Here is a 21628-nt window from a genome sequence, read left to right as displayed (position 1 = left end):
GAATGACCGCTGCTGAAGTAAATGAACTGCTGAAGCTTGTGGCAGAGACCGCTCCTAATCAGCCGGTTACAAAGGGAAAGGTGAAAGTCTGGATGCGTGTCATAGGCGACAAGATGTCATATGCAGATGCTGAAAAATATCTGTTCCGACATTTCGAATCTAGCAGATTCGCTCCAATGCCGGCCGACATCCTGGAGCTTTACAGAAACGACTTTGACCCGGATAAGATCAAGCCAATTGAATTGCCGGATGACATGCGAGGAGGGGCGTAATGGCAGCAGACATCCAGACGCAAGTTTACGTGCTTGCCGGCATGCTGGCTTCGGAGAATATGCTTTACGACGGTCTGGCCGTTCTGAGCTCCGATCATTTTCAGGAACCGATTCTTCGAGAGGCTTACGAGCTTACCGCTAAGTTGGCGCAGGAATCCCCTCCGAACTTCCCTATCATCTACAAGCAGCTACGAAACCGACCGGATTCAGAAAAGCTTCTGGAGCTGCGCGGTACGGCTGTAGCTGACAGCAGCTTTGGCTACTGGCTCAATGCTTTGTGCGATCAGCAGGCTCGTCGGAACTACTGGAACGCGGCCAAGGCGATCCAAGACCTCTGTCGATCGGAACGGCCGGTCTCAGAAATCAGAGAGCTGGTAGAGGAACGGATCCTGATGGCCGGTAACCTTGAGTCAGCCGATCAGATTATTCCGCCGCAGCAGGCCGGCATGCGAGCCAAAGCAGAATTCGAGCGGCGCCAGGCAGCCCCTGTGAAGATTCACGGCGTAAAGCTCTCCCGACCTACCGCGCGGAATGGCGTGCCAGGCACAGACGGCTTCCCGAGCCTTGATGAAGCACTGGGCGGACTGAAGGGCGGAGACCTCATCATCGTTGCAGCAGAGACTGGTGAGGGAAAGACAGCACTGGCTCAGAATCTGGTGAGGCATGCGAGCATCCATCAGAATTTCCAGACCTACTACCAAAACACAGAGATGAACCCGGATGAAATGGTCTTTCGCTTCATCTCGCAGATGTCCGGAAAGTCCTTCCGCGGGATATACGGCGGCACGCTGCAGGGTGCCGAATTGGAGGCAGTGCGGAAGGAGTTCGATACCTTCGCGCAGTCGAGGGTCTACATCTCCAGCCTGCCCATCCTGACACCGGAGCGCAGCCGCGGTTTGGCCCGCCAGTTCAAGACGCGATACGGCAAGTTGGACCTCTTGGTCATCGACTATGTCGGCCGCATGGAGCTTGAATCCCCTGGCGGCAAGCAGGAGTGGCAGGTTATGCGGGACATCTCCCGAAACTGCAAACGCCTGGCGCAAGAAATCAACGCCTGCGTCATCCTCATCGCGCAACTCAACGAGGAAGGTAAGCTGCAGGGCGCTAAGTCGATGGCGAACGAAGCTGACGGGATGTTCTTCTTTGGTCCGGTTGGCAAGGAAGAGATCAATACCTGTCCGGTCGGAGCGACGCACAAGATTACGAACAAGAAGGTCCGCCGCGGCGAAAAGGGTGGCACGATCTGGTGCAGCTTTGTGAAGGATCGGATGTACATCACGGAGATTCCGTCGGATGAAAGATGATATCCGAGAGGAGTACAAGTCAATTACGCTCCGTATGAGCCGGCTTGCGGTAAAAGGTGGTCAGGCTTCCCAAGCCTATGAGGACTACCTAATCGACAACCTGGACGCGATCATCGACAACATGGCGGACAAGGATTTCGAGCATCTGCTGCTGAGGAAAACGATGTTGGTCCGTGACATCGAGTCGGAAGAGGATTACCAGTATCACTTTTGGCACCGGAACCTGCAGCAGCTCGCGCTTGATCTTGGAGGGCTTATGGATCACGAGCGGGAGCAGATGGAGCGCAACGTTGAGACTCTCACGCGGCTGCTGGACGATTTTAAGGCAGAGGAGTGGGGCTGATGCAGGATGATCAGTACTATGCCGATCTCCACGTCAGAATCGTCAAGGGAGCCGAGTTCATCGAATCGCTTCCGTCGGGAGACAAGAGGTTACCGGCGGCTCACAAGAAGTACGATGCCCTAGTTGAAGAGTACCGCAGGCATATCCGAGTTGCGATCCATGGACACGATTACCTTGATCCCGAAGCACAGCCCGCCGAAGCGGATCCCAATCGAGCCGGCATGATACCTGGACAAGTGAAAATGAATTTCTAGGAGGTCAGGCTATGCCAAGGGTTGACCCCATCATGCAAGACATTCCCTACGACATCATCTATGACGATAATGGCCGACTACTGGCCGAGGTGTTCACGGTCCAGGAGCTGCTATGGGATCGAATTGAGAAACAGAGGAGGCGGAAGGGCAAATGATTTACACCCATGCGGTGGGAATTGACCCATCGACCAAAACGGGGATCGTCATCTTGGACAAGGATGGCAACGACATCTTCCGGAAAGAAATCCAGTTGGAACGGGGCATAAAGTCCACTGCCAAGGAGATGAAGGAATACGGGCGCGAGATCGTGAGTTTTGTACCGCCAGGGAGTGTCATCTCTATCGAGGGATTTTCCTACGGGTCTCAAGGTCAAGGTGTCAGTACGCAATACGGGGTAGGATACGCTATACGGTATGAACTTCTTAGTGTGGGACTTAGCTTCTGGGAGCCGACACCGAGCCAAGTGAAGAAGTTCGCCACAGGCAAAGGCAACACGACCAAAGATAACATGACTATCCCCATCCTGAGGCTTTGGAATTTCGAACACCCTAGCGACAACGTCCGAGACGCTTACGTGCTTGCCCAAATTGCAAGAGGGCTCAGCGGCGCAGAAGATATCCACGACGGGGACTACTACTCCTACCAACTCGAAGTGCTCCAAGCAATGAAAAATCCCCCGGTTGAAAAAAAGAAAAAAACCAGATAAATGCCGCGCATCCCGCTCGGCAGGGGCCTCTTACGCCCATTAGACCAAACGAGTGTTCTCATTTTTAGGAGGGAGAGCTGTGATTGAACCTGATTTTCGCAAGGCAAGCCGCGCTCAACTTTATGTAATCCTCTACGATGACCCGATGGCTACTGCCTTAGACAAGCATGCGGTGGCGGAAGAGATCCATCGCCGGCGAAAGCTGCCGAACGGCCGTGTGGAGTACAAGAAGGCGGTGAGGTTGCCGCGATGAGCGACTTCGGGACCCGCGGACACAGGCCGATGCCCCGGCCGGATGCAAGTCGAGAACGCCCCAACCTCGCCAGCGAGTGCAAGACGACGATCTGGTCCCGCGAAGAAATAGATGCCCACTGGTCCACATATCCGGCTCCCAATGCTGAAGCATCTACTCTCCTCGGCTCTAATCCTGAGTACAGAGCGAAGATCAGAGAGACGATAGAGCGCGTCAGCCGCAGCAACACAAAAGGCGACCTGAAAGAAGTCGAGCTCGAGAAGATTGGCGGAGGCAAGAAGACTCTTAGCCGAGACAATCTGATCTTGCACTACCAGGCAGGCATGCGGCACACCGAAATCGGAATGGCCTATCGCATTAAGCCTGGTGCCATAAAGAAGGCGGCAGAGGATTTGAAGATTCAATGGAGCCTCTATCCGCAATTTCAGAGTCGAGGGCAGAAATGATGGGGACTCCGATTCGGAGTTACAAAGCAGAGTTGTCGAGCCAAGGATCCGGGCCAGTGTTCACGCGACAAATGACACCCGAAGAACTGGCCTCCATGGATCGGCCTGATCGCAGGACACAAGTAAAAAGACGCGGTGCTGGACGACCGCCAAAGGAGGCGCAGCAGGTGCCGAAAGAACCGAAGGTCACCCTTTCCGAGTACCAGCGGCTGAAGGGACTTAAATTCGATGACAAGGAAATTGCCCTGAAGCTTGGGATCACGCTCCACAACCTGAAATATGTCTACTTTAAAAAATGGGGCATTGAGACAAAGCGTGAATCAAAGGTGGTGGTTCCGGCTAAGGGCAGAGCGATATCAGCGCCGCCAGTCTCGCAACCGGCCGCTAAGTCCGAGTCTCCGCCGTCGGTGGAACCGAAGGCTACCGAACAAACGCCGCCGCCGAGGCTCGCGCTCGAACCTCAAGCGCAGCCGGATCCTCAGTCAGTAGAGCAAAAACGAGCCCAGGTCGAACCGGCCGCATTGATACCTTCCACCGAACCGACCCGCGGCGGCCCGGTGAACCACCCCAACCATTACAACGCCGGCGGTATCGAGTGCATTGACGCTATCCGCGCTGCCTTGACCCCGGAGGAGTTCCGGGGATTCATCAAAGGCAATGTGATCAAATACTGCTGGCGCTCGAACCACAAAGCCGGAGACCAGGACCTAGAGAAAGCTCACTGGTACCTGGAAGATTATCTGAAGGGGCAGCAGCCATGACCCAGATCATCACCCTTGCTCGCTGTGAGTGCTGCGGCCGAGCCGCTAAGCAGCTGCGACGCTGGAACGAAAAGGACGTCTGCCTGAAATGCATTGGAGAACTTACGGATCAATCCAATTTTGAGGAGCGATAGATATGACCAAGCCAATCAAAACCGTACCACTGCCGGAGGGAGTAGCCCCGGCCCGCATCAACGACCTGGTGAACGCTGCGCACAAAAACGCCGTAGCCAAGGGCTGGTGGGCCGAGGAGCGCAGCTTCGGCGAAGTCATCGCACTCATCCACAGCGAGGCATCCGAGGCGCTGGAGGACTTCCGCGTAGGCAAGCAGCCGACTGAGGTCTGGTACGAGAACGGCGACAAGCCTTGCGGCATCCCGTCCGAGATGGCCGACATCGTCATTCGGGTCTTCGACGCCGCGGGCCGGTACGGCATCGACCTGGAGACGGCCATTGCGGAAAAGATGGCCTACAACGCCACCCGCCCGGTCCGGCACGGCGGCAAGGTGCTCTAATGACGCCGGAACTCATCATCGACAACTTTGCCGGCGGCGGCGGGGCAAGCACTGGCATCGAAATCGCTATCGGCCGCAGTGTAGACGTGGCGATCAACCACGACCCGGACGCAATCGCGATGCACGAGGCGAACCATCCGGAGACGCGCCATTACTGCGATTCGGTGTGGGAAGTCGATCCGCGAGAAGCCGCCGGCGGGCAGCCGGTCGGCCTCGTCTGGCTCAGTCCGGATTGCAAGCACTTCAGCAAAGCCAAGGGCGGAAAACCAGTGCAGAAGAACGTCCGCGGGCTCGCTTGGGTGGCCGTTCGCTGGGCGGCGACGGTTAAACCGAGGGTCATCATGCTCGAGAACGTCGAGGAATTTAAAACGTGGGGGCCGTTGCTGAAAGATGGATTCCCGGATCCAAAGCAGAAGGGCAGGACCTTTAATTGCTTTGTGAATGCGCTCAAGCGACAGGGCTACAAGGTCGACTGGCGGGAGCTGCGGGCATGCGACTACGGCGCGCCGACGATACGCAAGCGGCTATTCCTGGCGGCGCGCTGTGACGGCCGCCCGATCGAATGGCCTGAGCCAACACACGGAGACCCGGAAAGCGAGGCAGTTAAGTCTGGACGGCTGCTCCCCTGGCGTACGGCGGCGGAGATCATCGACTGGTCCATCCCGTGCAAAAGCATCTTCGGACGCTCCAAACCCCTAGCGGAAAATACGGAGCGCCGGATAGCCCGGGGCATTCAGCGGTTTGTCATCGACAACCCTAACCCCTTCATACTCAAGGACGCCGCGCATGTGCTCATCCAGATGGGGTACGGCGACCCGGAAGGCCGCCGGATACTGGATCTTGATAAGCCAGTCGGCACGGTTACAGCTGGAGGCAATAAGTTTGGTCTGGCAGCTGCCTTCCTTGCAAAACACTACGGCGGCGGATATACCGGACCAGGGAGTGACCTTAGCGATCCACTCAGCACGGTGACAACTGTCGATCATAACGCGCTCGTCACGGCTGACATTGCACCCACCCTGATTCAGACCGGATACGGCGAGCGGGAAGGGCAGGCGCCGCGGGCTCTCGATCTGCAGCGCCCTCTAGGAACGGTCGTTGCTGGAGCAGCCAAGCACGCCCTTGTCAGCAGCCATCTCGTCAAGCTGCGCGGTACCTGTGCGGACGGCCAGCCGGTCACAGAGCCAATGCCGACCATCACGGCCGGCGGCCTGCACGTCGGCGAGGTCCGGGCATTTCTCCTCAAGTACTACGGCAGCGCAGATAACGGCCAGATGCTGACGGATCCGTTGCACACGGTAACGACCAAGGACCGGTTCGGGCTGGTCACGATCGCGGGAGTCGACTATCAGATCGTCGACATTGGCATGCGGATGCTGGAGCCGCACGAGTTGTTCGCGGCGCAGGGCTTCCCGGCCAGCTACATCATCGACAAGTACGCGAACGGCAAGGCAGTACCCAAATCCGCGCAGGTCGCTCGATGCGGAAACAGCGTCTGCCCGCCGCTGGCGACGGCGCTTGTCCGCGCCAACCTCCCTGAGCTCTGCGTCGGCTCCGGAAAGGTGCTGGCGTTCGAGCGATACGCAACCGCCGATGAAGGACAGCTGCAGCTCAGTATATAGCCCCCAGGGGCAGCACAACACAGGGAGGAGGTAAGTCATGATCCTACAAGGAGATTGCATAGAGGTTATGCGGGGATTGGAGCCGGAGCAATTCCATACCTGCGTGACGAGCCCGCCATACTGGGGACTGCGAGACTACGGCATCCCGCCGAGCGACTGGCCGGAGATGGCCTACACGCCGATGCCCGGACTGCCTGCCGTAACGGTACCGGCCTGGCGCGGCTGCCTGGGTCTGGAGCCGACGCCGGAGATGTTTATCGCGCACAGCGTCGCTGTCTTCCGGGAGGTCTGGCGGCTGCTGCGGCCGGACGGGACGCTCTGGCTCAATTATGGCGACAGCTATTTTGGTACCGGCGGAGATCGGAAGGAATCTGCAGCCGGACCGAATTCATGTGTCGGGCCGACTGCTGACGCCTCTGCGCCGCGAGAGGGCCGTGTAGATCGTCATAAGCATCTGGCCAAAATCGGGCTGAAGCCCAAAGACCTCATCGGTATCCCTTGGCGTGTCGCCTTCGCGCTCCAGGCTGACGGCTGGTACCTGCGGATGGACAACATCTGGAGCAAACCAAACCCGATGCCGGAGAGCGTACGGGACCGGCCCACCAAAGCTCATGAGTACATGTTCCTGCTGAGCAAATCGGAGCGATATTACTACGACAACCAAGCGATCAAGGAACCGGGTGTCCAGGACGAATGGGCAAATGGCTTTCGTGGCGGTTCCTACACGGAAGGCAGCACATTCGACAATCAGGACGGCGGCAAGCGGAAAGCGCGAGGCAATTTCAAAGTTCCTGCAGGCTGGGATACGGAGTCCGGATCCCACGGGACGGTTCATCGTCAGGGTAGGAGCAAGGCGAACTCTTTTGCTCGCAATGTAAAAGAGTCTCCACCACCCGGCCAACCAGCGCAGCATCGTTCAGATCGCGAGGATGTCGAATACAGCGGCATGCGAAATAAGCGCAGCGTCTGGACGGTGGCCACTCAGCCATTTCCCGAAGCTCACTTCGCCACCTTCCCCGAAAAGCTGATCGAGCCGTGCATTATCGCCGGGGCGCCGCCCGGCGGGAAGGTGCTGGACCCCTTTGGCGGCTCCGGCACGACGCTTAAGGTCTCGCTAGAGCAAGAGAGGGATTGCACTATCATCGAGCTCGGCGAGCAGTACATCGACATCGCACGGCGGCGGACAGCCACGGTGCAGCCGCAAATGCAGTTTTAGGCACAACACAGGGAGGCTAAGGCTTCCCATACAAGGAGGATGTAAGGATGCCAGTACTGACTTTTTCGTGTCCGGCCTGCAAGGGGCCAATGCATTTTGAATACGCCGATTATGATTTCAAAGATTGGGTCAAGGGTGGCGAAGGTCATTTCGAGCAGCTCAAATGCAAATGCGGCAAGCAGTTGAAGACAGTTCCTTGGGTCGCTGTTTTTGATGAGGAGAACGAAGAAGTCGTAACGATAGTTTAGAGGCTAAGGCTTCCCAAGGAGGGATAGGAAGTGAACAAAGTCGATCAAATTGAAGTGTTGTACCGCATGTGGGTCATGGCGATGGAACGCCCGGAATGGTTCCGCGACGCGCGGGCCACGCGGCGGGAACTGGATCGCCGGAGCAAGGAGGTCGCCCATGAGTGACGAACAGCCTGTGGCATTATGCGACCATACCGGATGCTTTGCCAGAGCAACAACGCGCGGTATGGCGTTTGGGCCGAAGAATAAGGACGGCTTAATCTCGGTCAATGCTTGCAGTAAACACAGCCAACAACATGGATTTATTGATCTCAAGGAGGTTCCGATCCCCCATGAGTAACGAACAGCAGCCCAAGCCCATGACGGCGGAGATAGAGCGGCTGACAAAGTTGCAGGCATTCACGCAGGCTGAGGTCAAATCCGTTAGAAACCGTCTGACCAACGAGGTACAGCCGGAAACAGACATTCTGGATGAGAGCCGAGCAAGTTTGAGAAATCTAGCTCAGCACAATCATAGAAAATGGATAGAGGAAGAGGAGAGAGTTAAGCGCCTACAGGCCGAGAACGACCAGCTACGGCAGCAGGTCCAGCACGAGCACAACCTGCACATGCAGGAGATGGACGAGAGGCGCAAGGCACGGGATGAGGTAGACCAGTACCGTCAGCAGCTGGGAGAGGCCAAAGAAGAAGTGAAGGCGCTCCAGTCGGAAGTCCGTGAGGGGCTGAAGCGAGAAAGCTTCTTGGCAAAGGCACATAGAGCGGCGGAGGACCAACTGAGAGGGCTGCTCAAGGAGGGAGAGGGATGAAGGGACTCATCATCAAACCTTATTGGGCTGATCTCATCCTAAGCGGGATGAAGACCTGGGAAATCCGCAGCAGGCAAACGCACATCCGGGGCCGGGTTGGCATTATCAAGAGCGGCAGCGGTCGGGTCTACGGCACGGTGGATCTGGTGGATTGTATCCCGATTCACGGCGAGGATGATCCAGACCTGCTCGTCGCAAACCAGCACAAGCATCTTGTCCCGCTCGGTGCAATTCCGTACCGTACACCCTGGGCTTGGGTGCTGCAAGATCCGGTGATTTACGAGACGCCGCGGCCATACGATCATCCGCAAGGGGCAGTTATTTGGGTTAATCTTGATCGGCCGCTTAGCCCTGGCGACAAGGTAATCATGTCAGGATGCTATGAGGAACGCAAGTACAAGGATCGTGTATGGACAGTGCGCTCCAACCCCTGGGACCTTTGCGGCTCGGAGGTCGTGCTGCTTGAAGATTACTTCGGCGGCTTCGCAACTGAGTTCCTCAAAAAAGTCGAGGAGGCCCCCAATGGACATTAGGACGATGCCTGCGGGGCCGGAGTTGGATGCGGAGCTGGCACGGGCGCTTGGATACAAAGCCATAACAGAGCAGGAAGACTTACAGCGGCGGCAACAAACCGATCACGCGCAGGGCGTAGTCGTACGGTACGGGAACCGCTACGTCGTGCGCAAGCCGAGCGGGCAGTCGATTGATTGGCAACCGTCCGCCACCTGGGAAGGCGCCGGACAGGTAATCGAGGAGATGCGGCGGCGGGGGTGGGACTACATTTTGCAGTCCCTTGACTCTGGCGGCCATGGAGCCAGGTTTGACAAGTGGGACGTAGGGCTAAATCGATACGTCGCCTCTGTGGCTGAGGAGTCTGAATCAGCCCCCCACGCCATCACCATAGCGGCCATACTGGCGCTGAGATCGGAGGCAGACAATGGAGACGTGCGGTGAATGCGCCCACTTTGACGCCGGCCGCTGTCCATTTGAGAGTGAAGCGGTAGGTGAGCAAGATTACGCCTGCATCGAGTTCCAAGGCGAGCCCATGAATCATCATTTTATCGGGGACTAACCCGCGAGAGGAGCAAACATAGATGGCACGAGCACCAAAGAAGGAAAAGTACCTGTCCGACGCACCGCAGGAGGCATACGACCTGCTGCAAGAACTGATCGAAAAGCATCACCAGGACCTGCAGGATTCGGAGATCATCATCAAGCTGCGCCACGGCGGATGGAAGGCGAAGGGCAAGACGGTGTTCGGCAAGTTCACGATCTTCAGTGAACTCTACCGCCAGGAGACGGGCCGCGACGCCGCTCTCATCCTCAACGCTGATATGTGGTTCGCGATGAACCCAGCCCAGAAGCGCTACATCCTCGATCACCAGCTTTACTCGTTGGAGGTTTCAACGAACAAGGACGGCGATACAAAGGAAGCAGCTGACGGCAGGCCGATTCTCAAGTCGATCCCGCCGGACATCGAGGCATTCAACAACGTCATCCGTCGTCACGGCATTGTCATGGACGATGTGAAGAATCTCTCCAAGGCGCTGAATGCAACGAACCAAGATCAACTCACAATCGATGACGTCGCTGCTCAAGGAGAACCGCCGGAGCTGCCGCGAGATGGAGTCCGAGGGAAGATCAATCCGGACGGAACCGTCGATGTCGACGAGGAGTGGGACGAAAGCCGGCAGCTGACTCTCGAGCAGGCCGCAGCGGCAGCCGAAAGCGATGCTCCAGCAGCCGACGACCCGATGCATGACGTGGATGATCCGGAGCCGTTCTGATGCGCAGGCTCAATTGGGGCGCGCTGGCCGTACTCCTGTTGTGCTTCTGTTTTTGGCTGGCGGCATGGTGGCTGCTTAGATAAATAGGGAGGGGCTTCGGCCCCTTTTAGCTGGAGGTGAGCCGAAGTGCAGCAGGAATTCGATCTTGGTCCGCTGCCGAACCTGAACGACCTGGACGGTAAGAAGACGCAGGCTGCCATCGAGGCCGTCTTCGAGAAATATCTCTTCTACAAAAGCATCACCTTCGAGGAGCGCGAGGCGAGCACGATCGCCAGTTACTCCGACATCCCCCGCAGCTACACTGGTACGACGAGCGACCAGACGGGTAGCATCGCCATGTACAACGTTGACGAACCCGAGCGCCGCCGAATCTTCATGGACAAGGTCAGGGCTGGCGTTCGTAAGCTCCCGGTTACCGAACGCACTCTAATTGACTTCCGATACATGCAGGATGAGTACAAGCGTGATCTCGACGTCTTCCAGACGGACATGCCAATGGGAAAAAACCGCTATATGGAGATCCGGCTCCGCGCTTTCTACCGCCTCGCATTCATTTTCCACGACTTCCGGTTGCTCCAGGTCAAGGACCTGACAAGGAATCATTAACACATAAAGAGCCTGGGTCGGCAAGTTTGCCGAGCCCTCGCTCATAAAATATACAGGGTGATGCGAATGGGACAAAACGAGTCCGGCAAGAAACCCAGAAAAAAGCTCCAACTCAAGTACAACTGGATCCCCACCGACGAAGATCCCGTAGAGGCAATCTATCAAGCTCTCAACCCGAATGTAAGTTCTGTGTTGGCAAGGCATGGAGCATCCTTTAAGATAGGCTTTAAAGAAATTATCCGTAACCACTTGAAGGTGTGATGTGTTCTAATGCATAAAAATAATATCAATTCAAAGGCGCGGGCTTATGTTCGCGTCTCTACTCTTAAAGATGCCCAAAAAGACAGCCCAGAGCATCAGGAAGGCCTGATCCGCGAACGTGCTCTTTCGGACAACATGGATATCGATCAAGTTTATACGGACAAAGGCACAGCGACCAATATAATTGAACGGGAAGATGTTCAGCAGATGGTTGAGGATGCGAAACAGAGGAAATTCAATACCATCTATTTTGCCTCTCTCTCCCGTTTCAGCCGGGACACGCTGGACGCAATTTCTCTGAAAAGGATTCTCGTCAATGCCCTCGGTGTTCGGGTGATATCAATTGAGGATATGTATGATTCAGGCAAAGAGGATAACGAGATGGTCTTCACTATGATCTCCTCGGTTAACCAGCAACAGTCCGAGAATACGAGTAAGTCCTCAAAACGCGGCATCCGGCAGTCCGCCAAGAAGGGAAACTTCACTGGTTCAGTTCCTCCATACGGATATAAGAAGGTCGTTGTCGATGGAAGGAAAACACTTGAAGTCGTACCTGAAGAGGCCGCGGTAGTCCGTGACCTGTATGATCGGTATGTCAACCAAGGCATGGGAGAAAAAAGCCTGACCGTATATTTAAACGATTTGGGGATTCCAAGCTCCAAAGGCGGGGTATGGGGCTTATCGTCAGTTCAGCGGATCCTGCAAAATGAGAACTATACCGGCTTTCTCGTTTACGGAAAGATGGAGTCTATCAAGGTCTATGAAGATGTGAATGATCTTCAGAATCGCCGGAAGAAGCTGGTGCAGCGGGATAAGGGGGCATGGGAGAAGACTGAGTTCCAAACCCATGAGGCGATCGTATCAAAGGAACTCTTTGACGAAGCTCAGCGTATAAGACTTATCAGAGGCGGCGGCAGCCGCGGAGGAAGACGATCGTATGTAAACGTCTTTGCCAAGCTTATATTCTGCAAGCATTGCGGCTCAGCGATGGTCACAATGGCAAGCGGCCGCGAGCGTAAAAGCGGAGATATGACCTACTATCGATATCTCATGTGCAGTAAGCGGCGCAGGCAAGGCGTCAACGGATGCGACAATTCGAGTTGGGTTCCATACTACGAATTACGAGACGGTTTAATTCAACAGATCATCGAACGCCTCTCGCGTGTAGGTGAGGGTATTGAAGGATTGGACAAGGCAGCAGAAAAGCAACTGACCATCCAAGCTAAGGATTTCGAGAAGGACATCACGAAGTTGGAGAAACAGATCAGTAACAACCGCCGGCTACTGTTTGAGATTCGGCGTCAGAGTATGAACGACGAGATCGACACGGAGCAGTATGAATTCGAGAAGAGTCAATACGAGAAGGAGATTAAGGAAAGCGAACTCAAGTTGATGGGGCTTAATAAACGATCCGAAGAACTCAAGAATAAGGAACGGGTCTTGAAAGAAGTCGGAAAGAGTGTGAATGCATTGAAGTCCATCACCAATTTGGATGATGTTGAGCTGGTAAGGGGTCCGCTGAGCAAGTTGATTCAGCGAATAGAAATCGATAAGGACGGCGAAGTTGATATCCATAGCTTCCTGGGGCGCTTTTGAGCTCCAGGATTTTTTTTGCGTACTTGAAAATATACGATGTTGGAGATATGGTTCCTCACAGTCTTTTCGCTGATGAACAGCAGCTGCGCGATATCCCTTGTCGTCTTGTCCTGGACCAGTAGTTCGAATACTTCGCGTTCCCGGTGAGTCAGCAGAAATTTGTTTTTGTGATCGGTGCCCTTCAAAATGCCACCCCTCCTTGCTCGGGTTTTTGTGGGATACAACAAGGTTAAGGGATACAGTCAACTTATCTTATGAACAACCGCCCTGCAGGGTGCGGCTGATTGCGGAAATGGGCGCATCAGCCGGAATACATTGCGGAAGGAGGAGACGGGCCGCGCTTTTTCGCCTTCCTCCGATTTTCCAAACCGCCGGCATATGCTATGATGTGGGCTGATGGACAACTTGCATTCTTAGGGAGAAACGGGGCTGCCTTATCCATGAAAATTTTCCTGCTGTTCGGCTTGTTATGGACTCTTCTCGGCAATCCCTTCCTTGCCCTGATCGTCTTGCTTGCCGTCCTGTATATTTTGGATCGCCGATTCATCGGCCTGACGCCGAGCCTGCTGAAGCCGATCCGCGCCCGCAGCCGGAGAGCCGCGCTCCGCAGGGAGATCGACGCCAATCCGAGCAACAGCGGCTCCCGCCTGGAGCTCGCCAAGCTGCTCCTGGACCGCCGCAAGTACGGAGAAGCGCGCAGGACGCTGGAGCCGCTCAAGGAAACGCTCGTCATGGAGGAGTCGGCCGAGTTCTGGGACGATTACGGCACGAGCCTGCTGCATACGGGGCAGCCGCAAGAGGGTGAAGCCTGCATCCGCAAGGCGCTGGAGCTGAACCCGAGAGTGAAGTACGGGCAGCCGCATCTGCGTCTGGCGGCATACTTTGCGGCTTCGGACAAGGAGAAGGCGCTGCGGGAGCTGGAGGCGTTCAGCCGCATCCAGTCCTCTTCCTGCGAAGGCTACTACAGGATGGGCCGGCTGCAGAGCGAGCTCGGCCGTTCGGAGCAGGCGAAGGAGGCCTGCGAGGAAGGGCTTCGCCTGTACCGGATGCTGCCGCGCTACAAAAAGCGCCAGGAAAGGCGCTGGGCGCTTCTGTGCTTCTTGCGCAAAAACGCCGGCTGAGCTGAAGCTCCAAAAAGAAAAAGAAGAGCATTGCGGCATGTGCATAAGCCGTCCTTGCTCTTTTTTTTGTTCTTTTTTTGGTATAATGATAAGAATGCCGAACAGAAGCGGAGGGGGAAGGGAATGGGCACGGACAGCAGGGTGAATCCCTTCTTCATGGACATGGAGGCAATGATCTCCAAATATATGCGGCCGGATGCCATCCGTCGAGGCTGGGACTATTCCAGCAGGGGCAAGGTCGCCGCGGTTCGAATGGTCGGCTCCAAGCTGGCTGCCGTCGTCAGCGGCAGCATGATTACATGGTGATGCTGGGAACCAGGCATGACGATTGCAGCTGCGATTGTCCGGTCAGCGGATGGTGCAAGCATATGGCGGCCGTATTCTTCAAAGGCCTGCAGGAGAACGGCGGCGATGCGGAGCGGGCGCTCGAGCGGCTTACCGGCGGCGGACCGGTGACGATCAGCCGCATCGGCTCGAATGCGGAGCCTTCGAGCTCCGGCCGTCCGTCCGGCCAGACCTCTTCTCCCGGGGAGGAAGCCAGTCCGGAGGAGTGGCTGGAATGGATGGACAGATCGTACGGAGAGACCTGGCACGGCTGCAAGCATACTCTCCATCCGCTGCAGCCGGTGCTGTCGGCGCTCAAAGGCTCGGCCCGGGACTGGCCGAAGCCGCTGCAGAAGCTTCATTGGATGGCTTCGATCCTGTTCGTCCTCGAGCAGGCGGAGCGCGCGTTGCGGCTAGCGGATGCTTTCAGCCGTTATTATCAGGAGATGAGCTTCACCCGAATGGCGGAGCCATGGGTGGATCATTTCTATGCGCTGGCCGGGGAGCTCGAGCCGTCCCTGATGAAGGGCAGGCAGCTGGAGTGGCTCGACTTCCTGACCGGGCTTCTCCGCGAGCGGGGAGCCGATACGGCCGGCAAGCTGTTCCGTTGGGACCGGCTCTACTATGCCTTGGCGGAGAAGCTTCATGCAAGGGACGACTGGATGGAGAGGGAGACGGATCAGCTCCGCTCCATCCTGAGCAAGGCGAGGCAGGCTGCATCCGATGAGCTCCTTCCGGAGCCGGGTGCGAACGACGTCCGCCGGCCTCAGGACGAAAGGGGCGGAGCCGACGGAGATTCCAGGATCTATTTCCCCATCATTGCCCTGGCGCATCTGGAGGCGTTCCGCGGCCATGACCGGCAAGCCGTTGATCTGCTGCTGCAGGGACCATCCGATCCGGCGGCCGGATTGGCGCTCGATACGGCGAGGAAGCGGCTGGACAGCAAAGATTGGGGAGGACTCGCCATCTGGATGGACTATCTGTCCAAGACGACGGACGGCAAGCGGGGCGGCTCGGCGATCCAGCCGTTTCTGCTTTTGTGCAGGAGCGCGGACATGGAGCAAAGCGACAACCCGATCTGGATGGAATACTTGGTGCAAAAGCTGCCCTTCTCCTATATGGCGCTGTCCGACCAGCTTCTGGATAAGGGCAGCTTCGAGCAATGGGCGGATCTGCAGCTTGCGATGGGCTTGAGGCCAGACGAGCTCGATCCGGCGGATGTCCGTTCCGTCGCCAAGCTTGCGCCTGCGATGCTGATTCCGCTCTACCACCAGTCTGTGGAGAGCTGGATCGGCATCCGCAACCGCCAGAGCTACCGGATGGCTGTGAAGCAGCTCAAAAAGCTGGAGAAGCTGTACCAGGCCGAACGGAATACAGAAGCCTGGGAACGCTATATGGCCCGAATCGCGCTGAAATACCAGCGGATGCGGGCGCTCCAGGAGGAACTGAGGAAAGGAAGCCTGCTGAAATGATGAGAGGACTATCTACGGCCAAGCCGATCAGGCTGAGCGGCCGCTGGACCGGCAGCGGCATCCAGCTGCATGCTGCCGAGCCCGGCGAGTTCGACGCCAGGCTGCGCGATCTGTTATTTGCCTGGCACGCTCCTTCCTGGTATGGAGCCGAAGTGGAGCAGCTGGAAGCCGATCCCGGCACCGGCGCGGGCAGGTCCCTGCTCATTGCGCCGCTGCTCGCGTGCGATTACCTGGCCATGCCGCAGCCTGTGCGGCTGCTGGCGATCGAGTACGACGATGAGCTGCTCAGGCTTGCCCGTTATGCCGGACTGATTCGCCAAGCGCTGCTGGACGGGGCGTTCGAGCCGGATTGGCAGGGCTGGTCGGAGCTGCGCAGAAGCTGGCGGCTGCGGGAAGGCTGGGAGCCGGCCATAGATGCCGTCGAGCCCCATCGGGAGGCGGTCGTCCATGAATGGCTGAGCGCGGCTGTGGAAGAGCTTATCGAGGGCAGCCGAACCGTCCGCAATGCATGGCATGATCTGGAGAGGGCGACCGGCCAGGTGCTGGAGCGCAAGTCGCCGTCCGAAGAAGACTGGTATATCGGAATCGGGCTGCGCAAGGATACGTTTCCGTTCCGCGTCGCCCTGCAGCTGGCGGAGCCGGAGCAGGGCGGGGAATGGAGGCTGCGGGCCGCCATTCGCGACGGATCAGGCGACGATCAAACGAGCGACATTCTATTTGCATTACGAGGACAAGCAGGCTTTGCTGGACGAATATATCGGCGAGCTTCTGCAGGAGCTCCGGGATGCCGTCTCGACCTCCGAGGCCGATGGCGAAGGGTTCGATTATCTCCGCGGCGAGCCGCATCCAAGCTTTGTGAAGCTGTTCCATCATATAAGCGACCGTTATTCCGTCTACTATGCCATGCTGGTCCGCAATCGAGTGCCCCAGCTTGCTTCGGGAATGCTGAATGTCATCCACGACTTCGTATCGGACGGCATGGCCTTTGCCCAGCCCGACGACAGCCTGCTCACGGCAAGGCGCGAGGTTGCCGTCAAATACGCGGAAGCCGCCATTCTCGAGGTCGTCATCTGGTGGATTGAGAAGCAGATGCCGTACGAGGAAAGGGATATCGCCGCCCAGCTGATGAATCTGTCCATACTCGGTCCCTATAAGGTGCTGCCGGAACAAAAAGACCGTCCGACGTAAAAAAGGCTGTTCCTGATCACGCAATGCGATCTTGGAACAGCCTTGCTGCTTGTTCTGGCTTAGAGCGCCGTCCAGCCGCCGTCGATGACCAGCTCGGCGCCGGTCATGAAGCGGGCTTCGTCGGAAGCGAGGAACAGCACGCCGTAGGCGACATCCTCCGGCTTGCCCATGTAAGGAAGCTGTGTGAACGTCTGGTAGAACGGCATCGCGTCCTTCATGGAAGGCTCCGTCATCGGAGTGACGATGATGCCGGGATGGACGGAGTTGACGCGGATGCTCTGCTTGGCGTACTCGACCGCCGCTGCTTTGGTCAGCGTGCGGAGGCCGCCCTTGGCCGCCGTGTAGGCGCTCGATCCGGCCATGCCGACGATTCCGCCGATCGAGGAGATGTTGACGATAGAACCGGAGCCGGCCTTCTGCATCTCCGGAATGACAGCTTTCATGCCGAGGACACAGCCGGTCAGGTTGATGTCCAGGACGCGGTTCCATTCCGTCAGGTCGAAGCTCGCAATCGTGCGCGTCGACGCAATGCCCGCATTGTTGACGAGGATATCCACCTTGCCGTAGAGGCGGACAGCCTCGTCGACGACATGCTGCCACTCTTCCTCGGAAGCTACATTATGCTTGATCGCTGTTGCCTCGCCGCCAGCCGTCCTGATCTCGGCAGCGACCTTCTCCAGCTCGGAGATATTCACATCCGTCATCACGACCCGGGCTCCCTCGCGGGCGAACAGGCGGGCCTCCTCCGCTCCCATGCCGGTTGCCGCACCGGTTACAATGGCTGTTTTACCCTCTAAACGCGCCATATAAAAATCTCCTCTCGGATAAAGGTTGGTCCTGCAGCGGCTCTTGTAACCGCTTTAGCCTTGCAGGTTAAGTATAAGACATTACGTCCATTATGTGAAGTAATGATCAATATGTATATTAAGTTGGGTTTGGAAAAAAATTCATGATCTGCTCCGCAGCCGCCTTCCTTCGACATTCCGTCTGTCATTTCCCAGGAAATCGACTTTTGATTCGCAGGAACATTACGGGGAGAAAGGGAGAGCCTAGATTCGCTTAAGACGGCCTTGATGGAAATGAACAGCGCAACGATTATTGAAGCGAATCACAGCGGAAGGGAAGAAAAAAACGCGGCGCAGATGAACTGCGGCGCGCTTTTGGGTGGATTTATTTGGTATCCTTTTCAGCTTTATCGTTTTTCTCTCCTGTGCGGCATGCTTGTCCCAGAGCCTCGGCGAATTCAACCTCGTTGCTGGAGCCCAGCTTGGCTCCGAACTGATCCAGCCTTCCGGGATGCCCTGCGGGACCTGAGTTTTTCGGCTTGCTGTTTCGTCCTGACATAGATGTCGGCCTCCTAAGGAATCATAATGATTGCCCTATAGGTTCCCCGAGTGCGGGAGCGGATTATTCAGCCCGTCGATGATTTGAGGCGAGCTTGCCCCGCTTTCATTGGAGCCGGCCCGCTCAAACAAGCGAAGGGATGCCCCTCAGCCATTTTCATGACTTATGGGACATCCCCAATATGCGGGACAGGCAGGCCTTATGGCCTGTCCGACTAGGCTCTACTCGCGGATTTCGGCGATCAGCTCGATCTCCACGGGCGTATGGAACGGCAGGTCGCTCGTGCCGATGGCGCTGCGGGCATGGCGTCCGTTCTCGCCGAACACCTCGATGAGCAGATCGGAGGCGGCGTTCATGACGTAAGGCTGATCGCCGAAGCCAGGAGCGCTGTTCACGAAGCCGAGCAGCTTGACGATTTTGACGACGCGGTCAAGGTCGCCAAGATAAGCCTTCATCGCCGCAAGCAGGTTGATGACGATCTGGCGGGCGGCCTCCTGGCCTTGCTGTATCGTCAGGTCGGAGCCGACCTTGCCCTCATGCATGAGAACGCCGTCGATGCGGCAGTCGAAGCCGGATGTGTAGATCAGGTTGCCGGTCTGATTGACCGGTATGTAGGAAAATTTCGGCGCCGGAAGCTCCGGGAGCGTGATCCCGAGCTCGGCGAGGCGTTGGTCGATTTTAGACATGTTCATCGATCCTTTCATCAGGAACTATAATGGGCAGTGCTTGAGGTCTCAAAAAACTGCATGCTGTTCGGCATGCTCGAATGGAATCATATGGCTCCGAGACCTTGGCCGTCCGTTTGGCAGGGCTGTCTCATGGATGTCCATGCCCGCTGCCGCAGGCGCATGAGGCTGCGCGGAGGAAGCCTCCGGCGCGCTCTCCGGTATGCACGCCGTCCTGCATGGCGACGCGCCCGGAGACGACGACATGCGAGATGCCCTCCGGCTGCTGCTTGGGATCGGCAAAGGTCGCGGTATCCTGAATCGTATCCGGATTGAACACGACGAGGTCGGCGGCATAATCCGGCACGATCAGGCCCCGCTTGCCGAGACGGAAGCGCTGCACCGGGAACGAGGTCAGCTTGCGCACCGCATCCTCCAGCGTCAGCACCCGCTCCTCGCGCACGTATTTGGCAAAGACGCGGGGAAACGTTCCATACAGCCTCGGATGCGGCTTGCCCGTCTCGCAGGTGAGGCTGTCCGAGGCGATCAGGGAGCGGGGATAGGCGATGACCTGGCGGACGTCGTCATCCGACATGTGGAAGTAAACGATCGGCACCTGGCCGTCCTCTTCCAGCAGCAGATCCATCATGCAGTCGGCGGGATGGACGCCGCGCATCGCGGCGATCTCCTCGATATGCTTCCCCTCCAAGGTCGCATTGGCGCCGCCGGCCGAGGCGACGAACACGCTCTGCCAGCCGGTGGAGCAGACCAGATTGTCCCAGCCGTCCTGCTCCCGGCCGAGCTCCTCGCGGATGCGGCGCCGCAGGACGGGGTCGCGGAACGCTTCCAGCGCTCCCGGAATGCCTCCCTCCAGCACCCATGGAGGCAGGATCGTCGTCAGCGATGTCGATCCCGCCGAATAAGGGTAGACGTCCACCGTCACGTCCATGCCTCTGGCACGGGCGTCCTCGACGAGCTCCATCGCTTCAAGAACCTTGCCCCAGTTGATTTTTCCGGCCGCCTTGAGATGGCTGATGTGGAGCGGAATGCCCGCCTTCCCGGCGATCCAGATGACCTCGCGCACCGAAGGCAGCAGATTGTTGCCCTCGCCGCGGATATGCGTGCTCAGCAGGCCGTCGTAGCGTGGCAGCACCGTGCACAGCTCCGCAAGCTCTTCCTTGGACGTATAGCTGCCGGGGGAGTAGAGCAGGCCGATCGACAGGCCGATGGCGCCGGCGCGCAGCCCCTCCTCCAGCAGCTCCTTCATCCGGCGCAGCTCCGCGGCAGTGGCCGGGCGGTTGTCGAAGCCCATGACGGCGATCCGCAGGGCGCCATGGGCGACGTAGGTCGCCATATGTTCAGCCGGAGCGGATCGGGCGACATAGTCCATGTATTCGCCGACCGTATTCCACTGCCAGTCATGCCGGGTACTGCCGATGACGGGGGAAATGTAGCTGCGCAGCAGCTCCTCCCGGTCCGGGAATACCGGCGCCGGAGCGAGTCCGCAGTTGCCGACGACCTCGGCGGTGACGCCCTGGCTGAGCTTGATCTCGCTGAGCGGATGGTCGAGGATCATGAGATCCGAATGGCAGTGGCCGTCGATGAAGCCGGGGGAAATGACGCGTCCCTGAACATCGATCGTCTGCGCCGCCTCCGCGTCCACGCGGCCGACAGCGGCAATCATTCCATCCTTCACGCCTACGTCGCCGCGGAACCACGGATTGCCGCTCCCGTCCACGATGCGTCCGTTTTTGAGCACTAAATCCAGCATGTCGCCTTTCGCTCCCTTCTATTGAATGCAGCCGCGCGCGGCGACCGGAACTCTCCGCAGCCCGCCGTCCTTATCGCTGATGTACACGCTGGAATGAAGATTCACCGTGCTGCAGATATGGTTCGGGATGACGCGCAGCAGGTCGCCCGGCTGGCAGTCGTCCTCCGGCCGTACCCGGATGATGCCATGCTCCTCGTTCATCCGCTCGAACACGGCATGCGGCAGGCCGACGACATGGCCGAAGCCCTGCAGCTGCAGCGGCGCGCCGCCCGGCTGCACATCGGTCGCGAACGTCTTGCTGCCGCCGTCGATGACGATGCGGTCCGTCGCCGGCCGGCTGACGACCGTCACCCATACCTCGGCCGCGCAGTCGTCCAGCTTGCAGAGGCCGAAGGCCGCCTGCATCCGGTCGTGGAACACGTACGTTCCGGGCCGGATCTCCGTGACGCCCTCGATCTCGGCGGCATACACCGCCGTCGGAGTCGAGCCGACGCTCACGTCGCGGATCGGCACGCCTCCCCGGCGCAGCTCCTGTGCGACGGCAGCCATCATGCGGCCTTCCTCGTGGCCGGCCGCCCGCAGGTCCATCGTCGGCGCCCCGCCCGAGCATCGCGCCGCGGTACGTGAAGATGCCCGTCAGGTCCAGGCCGGGCATCGCCGCGATCTCCCGCGCCAGCGGCAGCGCCGCCTCCGGCGCTACCCCCCGTGCGCCTGAGCCCCGTCTCGATCTCGAGACGGACCTCCAGCG

At 58.0% G+C, this 21628-nt stretch carries 31 protein-coding genes and 1 pseudogene; 25 read left to right on the top strand and 7 right to left on the bottom strand.

What is annotated here, in order from left to right:
• Positions 1 to 2: 2 nt before the first annotated feature.
• From BN871_RS03390 to BN871_RS03300, 21 genes are all read left to right on the top strand, one after another.
• Positions 3 to 272: a hypothetical protein gene (locus tag BN871_RS03390; RefSeq protein ID WP_021880959.1), complete on the top strand. Its 270-nt coding sequence runs from the start codon at positions 3 to 5 to the stop codon at positions 270 to 272.
• Positions 272 to 1576 (top strand): DnaB-like helicase C-terminal domain-containing protein, encoded by a 1305-nt coding sequence (locus BN871_RS03385; protein WP_048744517.1) that lies wholly within the window; start codon positions 272 to 274, stop codon positions 1574 to 1576. Before BN871_RS03390 ends, BN871_RS03385 begins: the two co-directional genes overlap by 1 nt.
• On the top strand, positions 1566 to 1919 hold the full coding sequence (locus BN871_RS03380) for a hypothetical protein (protein ID WP_048744515.1): 354 nt from the start codon (positions 1566 to 1568) through the stop codon (positions 1917 to 1919). The genes BN871_RS03385 and BN871_RS03380 overlap by 11 nt, the downstream gene beginning before the upstream one ends.
• A complete protein-coding gene (locus BN871_RS03375) occupies positions 1919 to 2173 on the top strand; it encodes a hypothetical protein (protein ID WP_021880962.1) in 255 nt (84 codons plus the stop codon). The genes BN871_RS03380 and BN871_RS03375 overlap by 1 nt, the downstream gene beginning before the upstream one ends.
• Positions 2174 to 2184: 11 nt before the next feature.
• On the top strand, positions 2185 to 2328 hold the full coding sequence (locus BN871_RS27400) for a hypothetical protein (RefSeq protein WP_021880963.1): 144 nt from the start codon (positions 2185 to 2187) through the stop codon (positions 2326 to 2328).
• On the top strand, positions 2325 to 2879 hold the full coding sequence (locus BN871_RS03370) for a hypothetical protein (protein ID WP_021880964.1): 555 nt from the start codon (positions 2325 to 2327) through the stop codon (positions 2877 to 2879). Before BN871_RS27400 ends, BN871_RS03370 begins: the two co-directional genes overlap by 4 nt.
• A 79-nt stretch (positions 2880 to 2958) precedes the next feature.
• Positions 2959 to 3132 (top strand): hypothetical protein, encoded by a 174-nt coding sequence (locus BN871_RS27395; RefSeq protein WP_021880965.1) that lies wholly within the window; start codon positions 2959 to 2961, stop codon positions 3130 to 3132.
• Positions 3129 to 3578, top strand: a complete 450-nt coding sequence (locus BN871_RS03365) for a hypothetical protein (protein ID WP_048744513.1) — start codon at positions 3129 to 3131, stop codon at positions 3576 to 3578. The genes BN871_RS27395 and BN871_RS03365 overlap by 4 nt, the downstream gene beginning before the upstream one ends.
• A gap of 167 nt (positions 3579 to 3745) precedes the next feature.
• Positions 3746 to 4339 carry a DUF3310 domain-containing protein gene (locus BN871_RS26510; RefSeq protein WP_232312786.1) on the top strand — a complete coding sequence of 198 codons (594 nt, stop codon included), beginning with the start codon at positions 3746 to 3748 and terminating at the stop codon, positions 4337 to 4339.
• Positions 4340 to 4475: 136 nt separating this feature from the next.
• Positions 4476 to 4853, top strand: coding sequence for a hypothetical protein (locus BN871_RS03355; protein ID WP_048744511.1), 378 nt, complete (start codon positions 4476 to 4478; stop codon positions 4851 to 4853).
• On the top strand, positions 4853 to 6475 hold the full coding sequence (locus BN871_RS03350) for a DNA cytosine methyltransferase (protein ID WP_048744509.1): 1623 nt from the start codon (positions 4853 to 4855) through the stop codon (positions 6473 to 6475). The genes BN871_RS03355 and BN871_RS03350 overlap by 1 nt, the downstream gene beginning before the upstream one ends.
• 37 nt (positions 6476 to 6512) lie before the next feature.
• Positions 6513 to 7691 carry a site-specific DNA-methyltransferase gene (locus BN871_RS03345; protein WP_021881095.1) on the top strand — a complete coding sequence of 393 codons (1179 nt, stop codon included), beginning with the start codon at positions 6513 to 6515 and terminating at the stop codon, positions 7689 to 7691.
• Between the two features lie 47 nt (positions 7692 to 7738).
• Positions 7739 to 7939, top strand: coding sequence for a hypothetical protein (locus BN871_RS03340; protein ID WP_021881094.1), 201 nt, complete (start codon positions 7739 to 7741; stop codon positions 7937 to 7939).
• Between the two features lie 30 nt (positions 7940 to 7969).
• Positions 7970 to 8104: a hypothetical protein gene (locus tag BN871_RS29560; protein WP_021881093.1), complete on the top strand. Its 135-nt coding sequence runs from the start codon at positions 7970 to 7972 to the stop codon at positions 8102 to 8104.
• Positions 8097 to 8279 carry a hypothetical protein gene (locus BN871_RS03335; RefSeq protein ID WP_021881092.1) on the top strand — a complete coding sequence of 61 codons (183 nt, stop codon included), beginning with the start codon at positions 8097 to 8099 and terminating at the stop codon, positions 8277 to 8279. The genes BN871_RS29560 and BN871_RS03335 overlap by 8 nt, the downstream gene beginning before the upstream one ends.
• On the top strand, positions 8272 to 8745 hold the full coding sequence (locus BN871_RS03330) for a hypothetical protein (RefSeq protein WP_021881091.1): 474 nt from the start codon (positions 8272 to 8274) through the stop codon (positions 8743 to 8745). Before BN871_RS03335 ends, BN871_RS03330 begins: the two co-directional genes overlap by 8 nt.
• The gene (locus BN871_RS28780; RefSeq protein WP_021881090.1) at positions 8742 to 9278 is read left to right on the top strand and encodes an ASCH domain-containing protein; all 537 of its coding nucleotides are present in this window, start codon (positions 8742 to 8744) and stop codon (positions 9276 to 9278) included. Before BN871_RS03330 ends, BN871_RS28780 begins: the two co-directional genes overlap by 4 nt.
• A complete protein-coding gene (locus tag BN871_RS03320) occupies positions 9268 to 9699 on the top strand; it encodes a hypothetical protein (protein WP_021881089.1) in 432 nt (143 codons plus the stop codon). The genes BN871_RS28780 and BN871_RS03320 overlap by 11 nt, the downstream gene beginning before the upstream one ends.
• A gap of 140 nt (positions 9700 to 9839) precedes the next feature.
• Positions 9840 to 10532: a putative metallopeptidase gene (locus tag BN871_RS03315; protein ID WP_021881087.1), complete on the top strand. Its 693-nt coding sequence runs from the start codon at positions 9840 to 9842 to the stop codon at positions 10530 to 10532.
• 126 nt (positions 10533 to 10658) lie between these two features.
• On the top strand, positions 10659 to 11138 hold the full coding sequence (locus BN871_RS03310; RefSeq protein WP_021881086.1) for an ArpU family phage packaging/lysis transcriptional regulator: 480 nt from the start codon (positions 10659 to 10661) through the stop codon (positions 11136 to 11138).
• A gap of 270 nt (positions 11139 to 11408) precedes the next feature.
• Positions 11409 to 12995 (top strand): recombinase family protein, encoded by a 1587-nt coding sequence (locus BN871_RS03300; RefSeq protein WP_021881085.1) that lies wholly within the window; start codon positions 11409 to 11411, stop codon positions 12993 to 12995.
• 38 nt (positions 12996 to 13033) lie between these two features.
• Here the strand turns inward: BN871_RS03300 and BN871_RS26505 are convergent.
• A pseudogene (locus BN871_RS26505) lies at positions 13034 to 13180 on the bottom strand (LuxR C-terminal-related transcriptional regulator); the annotation flags it as partial.
• A gap of 255 nt (positions 13181 to 13435) precedes the next feature.
• Between BN871_RS26505 and BN871_RS03295 the strand changes: the two are divergent.
• The 3 genes from BN871_RS03295 to BN871_RS03285 all read left to right on the top strand — a co-directional run bounded on the left by BN871_RS03295 (position 13436) and on the right by BN871_RS03285 (position 15912).
• Positions 13436 to 14116, top strand: coding sequence for a hypothetical protein (locus BN871_RS03295; RefSeq protein ID WP_048744504.1), 681 nt, complete (start codon positions 13436 to 13438; stop codon positions 14114 to 14116).
• Between the two features lie 123 nt (positions 14117 to 14239).
• The gene (locus BN871_RS03290; protein ID WP_021881083.1) at positions 14240 to 14422 is read left to right on the top strand and encodes a hypothetical protein; all 183 of its coding nucleotides are present in this window, start codon (positions 14240 to 14242) and stop codon (positions 14420 to 14422) included.
• On the top strand, positions 14416 to 15912 hold the full coding sequence (locus BN871_RS03285) for an SWIM zinc finger family protein (protein ID WP_157060187.1): 1497 nt from the start codon (positions 14416 to 14418) through the stop codon (positions 15910 to 15912). Before BN871_RS03290 ends, BN871_RS03285 begins: the two co-directional genes overlap by 7 nt.
• 113 nt (positions 15913 to 16025) lie before the next feature.
• Here BN871_RS03285 and BN871_RS03280 read toward each other — a convergent pair whose 3' ends face one another.
• On the bottom strand, positions 16026 to 16361 hold the full coding sequence (locus BN871_RS03280; protein WP_157060186.1) for a hypothetical protein: 336 nt from the start codon (positions 16359 to 16361) through the stop codon (positions 16026 to 16028).
• Between the two features lie 268 nt (positions 16362 to 16629).
• Here BN871_RS03280 and BN871_RS03275 point away from each other — a divergent pair, with 268 nt between their 5' ends.
• Positions 16630 to 17100 (top strand): TetR-like C-terminal domain-containing protein, encoded by a 471-nt coding sequence (locus BN871_RS03275; RefSeq protein WP_048744498.1) that lies wholly within the window; start codon positions 16630 to 16632, stop codon positions 17098 to 17100.
• Between the two features lie 59 nt (positions 17101 to 17159).
• Here BN871_RS03275 and BN871_RS03270 read toward each other — a convergent pair whose 3' ends face one another.
• The 5 genes from BN871_RS03270 to BN871_RS03255 all read right to left on the bottom strand — a co-directional run bounded on the left by BN871_RS03270 (position 17160) and on the right by BN871_RS03255 (position 21468).
• Complete coding sequence (locus tag BN871_RS03270; protein ID WP_048744496.1) at positions 17160 to 17906, bottom strand: SDR family NAD(P)-dependent oxidoreductase; 747 nt, start codon at positions 17904 to 17906, stop codon at positions 17160 to 17162.
• Between the two features lie 364 nt (positions 17907 to 18270).
• A complete protein-coding gene (locus BN871_RS28170) occupies positions 18271 to 18444 on the bottom strand; it encodes a hypothetical protein (protein ID WP_021881835.1) in 174 nt (57 codons plus the stop codon).
• A 221-nt stretch (positions 18445 to 18665) separates the two neighbouring features.
• Positions 18666 to 19130 carry a RidA family protein gene (locus tag BN871_RS03265; protein WP_048744495.1) on the bottom strand — a complete coding sequence of 155 codons (465 nt, stop codon included), beginning with the start codon at positions 19128 to 19130 and terminating at the stop codon, positions 18666 to 18668.
• A gap of 130 nt (positions 19131 to 19260) precedes the next feature.
• Positions 19261 to 20880 (bottom strand): amidohydrolase family protein, encoded by a 1620-nt coding sequence (locus tag BN871_RS03260; RefSeq protein WP_048744493.1) that lies wholly within the window; start codon positions 20878 to 20880, stop codon positions 19261 to 19263.
• A gap of 18 nt (positions 20881 to 20898) precedes the next feature.
• Positions 20899 to 21468, bottom strand: a complete 570-nt coding sequence (locus tag BN871_RS03255; protein ID WP_053086929.1) for a hypothetical protein — start codon at positions 21466 to 21468, stop codon at positions 20899 to 20901.
• Between the last annotated feature and the right edge of the window lie 160 nt (positions 21469 to 21628).

This window comes from Paenibacillus sp. P22, from assembly GCF_000469945.2.
GTDB classification, from domain to species: domain Bacteria; phylum Bacillota; class Bacilli; order Paenibacillales; family Paenibacillaceae; genus Paenibacillus_O; species Paenibacillus_O humicus.
The sequence above is the reverse complement of the archived record's forward strand: the minus strand, read 5'-3'. Positions and strand labels throughout refer to the sequence as shown.

Coding starts and splice junctions, on each gene's coding strand:
- BN871_RS03370 (WP_021880964.1), top strand. CDS start 2,325: ATGATTTACACCCATGCGGTGGGAATTGACCCATCGACCAAAACGGGG.
- BN871_RS03285 (WP_157060187.1), top strand. CDS start 14,416: ATGGTGATGCTGGGAACCAGGCATGACGATTGCAGCTGCGATTGTCCG.
- BN871_RS03365 (WP_048744513.1), top strand. CDS start 3,129: ATGAGCGACTTCGGGACCCGCGGACACAGGCCGATGCCCCGGCCGGAT.
- BN871_RS28170 (WP_021881835.1), bottom strand. CDS start 18,444: ATGTCAGGACGAAACAGCAAGCCGAAAAACTCAGGTCCCGCAGGGCAT.
- BN871_RS03390 (WP_021880959.1), top strand. CDS start 3: ATGACCGCTGCTGAAGTAAATGAACTGCTGAAGCTTGTGGCAGAGACC.
- BN871_RS03340 (WP_021881094.1), top strand. CDS start 7,739: ATGCCAGTACTGACTTTTTCGTGTCCGGCCTGCAAGGGGCCAATGCAT.
- BN871_RS03300 (WP_021881085.1), top strand. CDS start 11,409: ATGCATAAAAATAATATCAATTCAAAGGCGCGGGCTTATGTTCGCGTC.
- BN871_RS03375 (WP_021880962.1), top strand. CDS start 1,919: ATGCAGGATGATCAGTACTATGCCGATCTCCACGTCAGAATCGTCAAG.
- BN871_RS03330 (WP_021881091.1), top strand. CDS start 8,272: ATGAGTAACGAACAGCAGCCCAAGCCCATGACGGCGGAGATAGAGCGG.
- BN871_RS03350 (WP_048744509.1), top strand. CDS start 4,853: ATGACGCCGGAACTCATCATCGACAACTTTGCCGGCGGCGGCGGGGCA.
- BN871_RS03345 (WP_021881095.1), top strand. CDS start 6,513: ATGATCCTACAAGGAGATTGCATAGAGGTTATGCGGGGATTGGAGCCG.
- BN871_RS03385 (WP_048744517.1), top strand. CDS start 272: ATGGCAGCAGACATCCAGACGCAAGTTTACGTGCTTGCCGGCATGCTG.
- BN871_RS03315 (WP_021881087.1), top strand. CDS start 9,840: ATGGCACGAGCACCAAAGAAGGAAAAGTACCTGTCCGACGCACCGCAG.
- BN871_RS27400 (WP_021880963.1), top strand. CDS start 2,185: ATGCCAAGGGTTGACCCCATCATGCAAGACATTCCCTACGACATCATC.
- BN871_RS03290 (WP_021881083.1), top strand. CDS start 14,240: ATGGGCACGGACAGCAGGGTGAATCCCTTCTTCATGGACATGGAGGCA.
- BN871_RS03320 (WP_021881089.1), top strand. CDS start 9,268: ATGGACATTAGGACGATGCCTGCGGGGCCGGAGTTGGATGCGGAGCTG.
- BN871_RS03260 (WP_048744493.1), bottom strand. CDS start 20,880: ATGCTGGATTTAGTGCTCAAAAACGGACGCATCGTGGACGGGAGCGGC.
- BN871_RS03280 (WP_157060186.1), bottom strand. CDS start 16,361: ATGGACGACCGCCTCCCGATGGGGCTCGACGGCATCTATGGCCGGCTC.
- BN871_RS03335 (WP_021881092.1), top strand. CDS start 8,097: ATGAGTGACGAACAGCCTGTGGCATTATGCGACCATACCGGATGCTTT.
- BN871_RS03270 (WP_048744496.1), bottom strand. CDS start 17,906: ATGGCGCGTTTAGAGGGTAAAACAGCCATTGTAACCGGTGCGGCAACC.
- BN871_RS03355 (WP_048744511.1), top strand. CDS start 4,476: ATGACCAAGCCAATCAAAACCGTACCACTGCCGGAGGGAGTAGCCCCG.
- BN871_RS28780 (WP_021881090.1), top strand. CDS start 8,742: ATGAAGGGACTCATCATCAAACCTTATTGGGCTGATCTCATCCTAAGC.
- BN871_RS03295 (WP_048744504.1), top strand. CDS start 13,436: ATGAAAATTTTCCTGCTGTTCGGCTTGTTATGGACTCTTCTCGGCAAT.
- BN871_RS03265 (WP_048744495.1), bottom strand. CDS start 19,130: ATGTCTAAAATCGACCAACGCCTCGCCGAGCTCGGGATCACGCTCCCG.
- BN871_RS03380 (WP_048744515.1), top strand. CDS start 1,566: ATGAAAGATGATATCCGAGAGGAGTACAAGTCAATTACGCTCCGTATG.
- BN871_RS03255 (WP_053086929.1), bottom strand. CDS start 21,468: ATGGACCTGCGGGCGGCCGGCCACGAGGAAGGCCGCATGATGGCTGCC.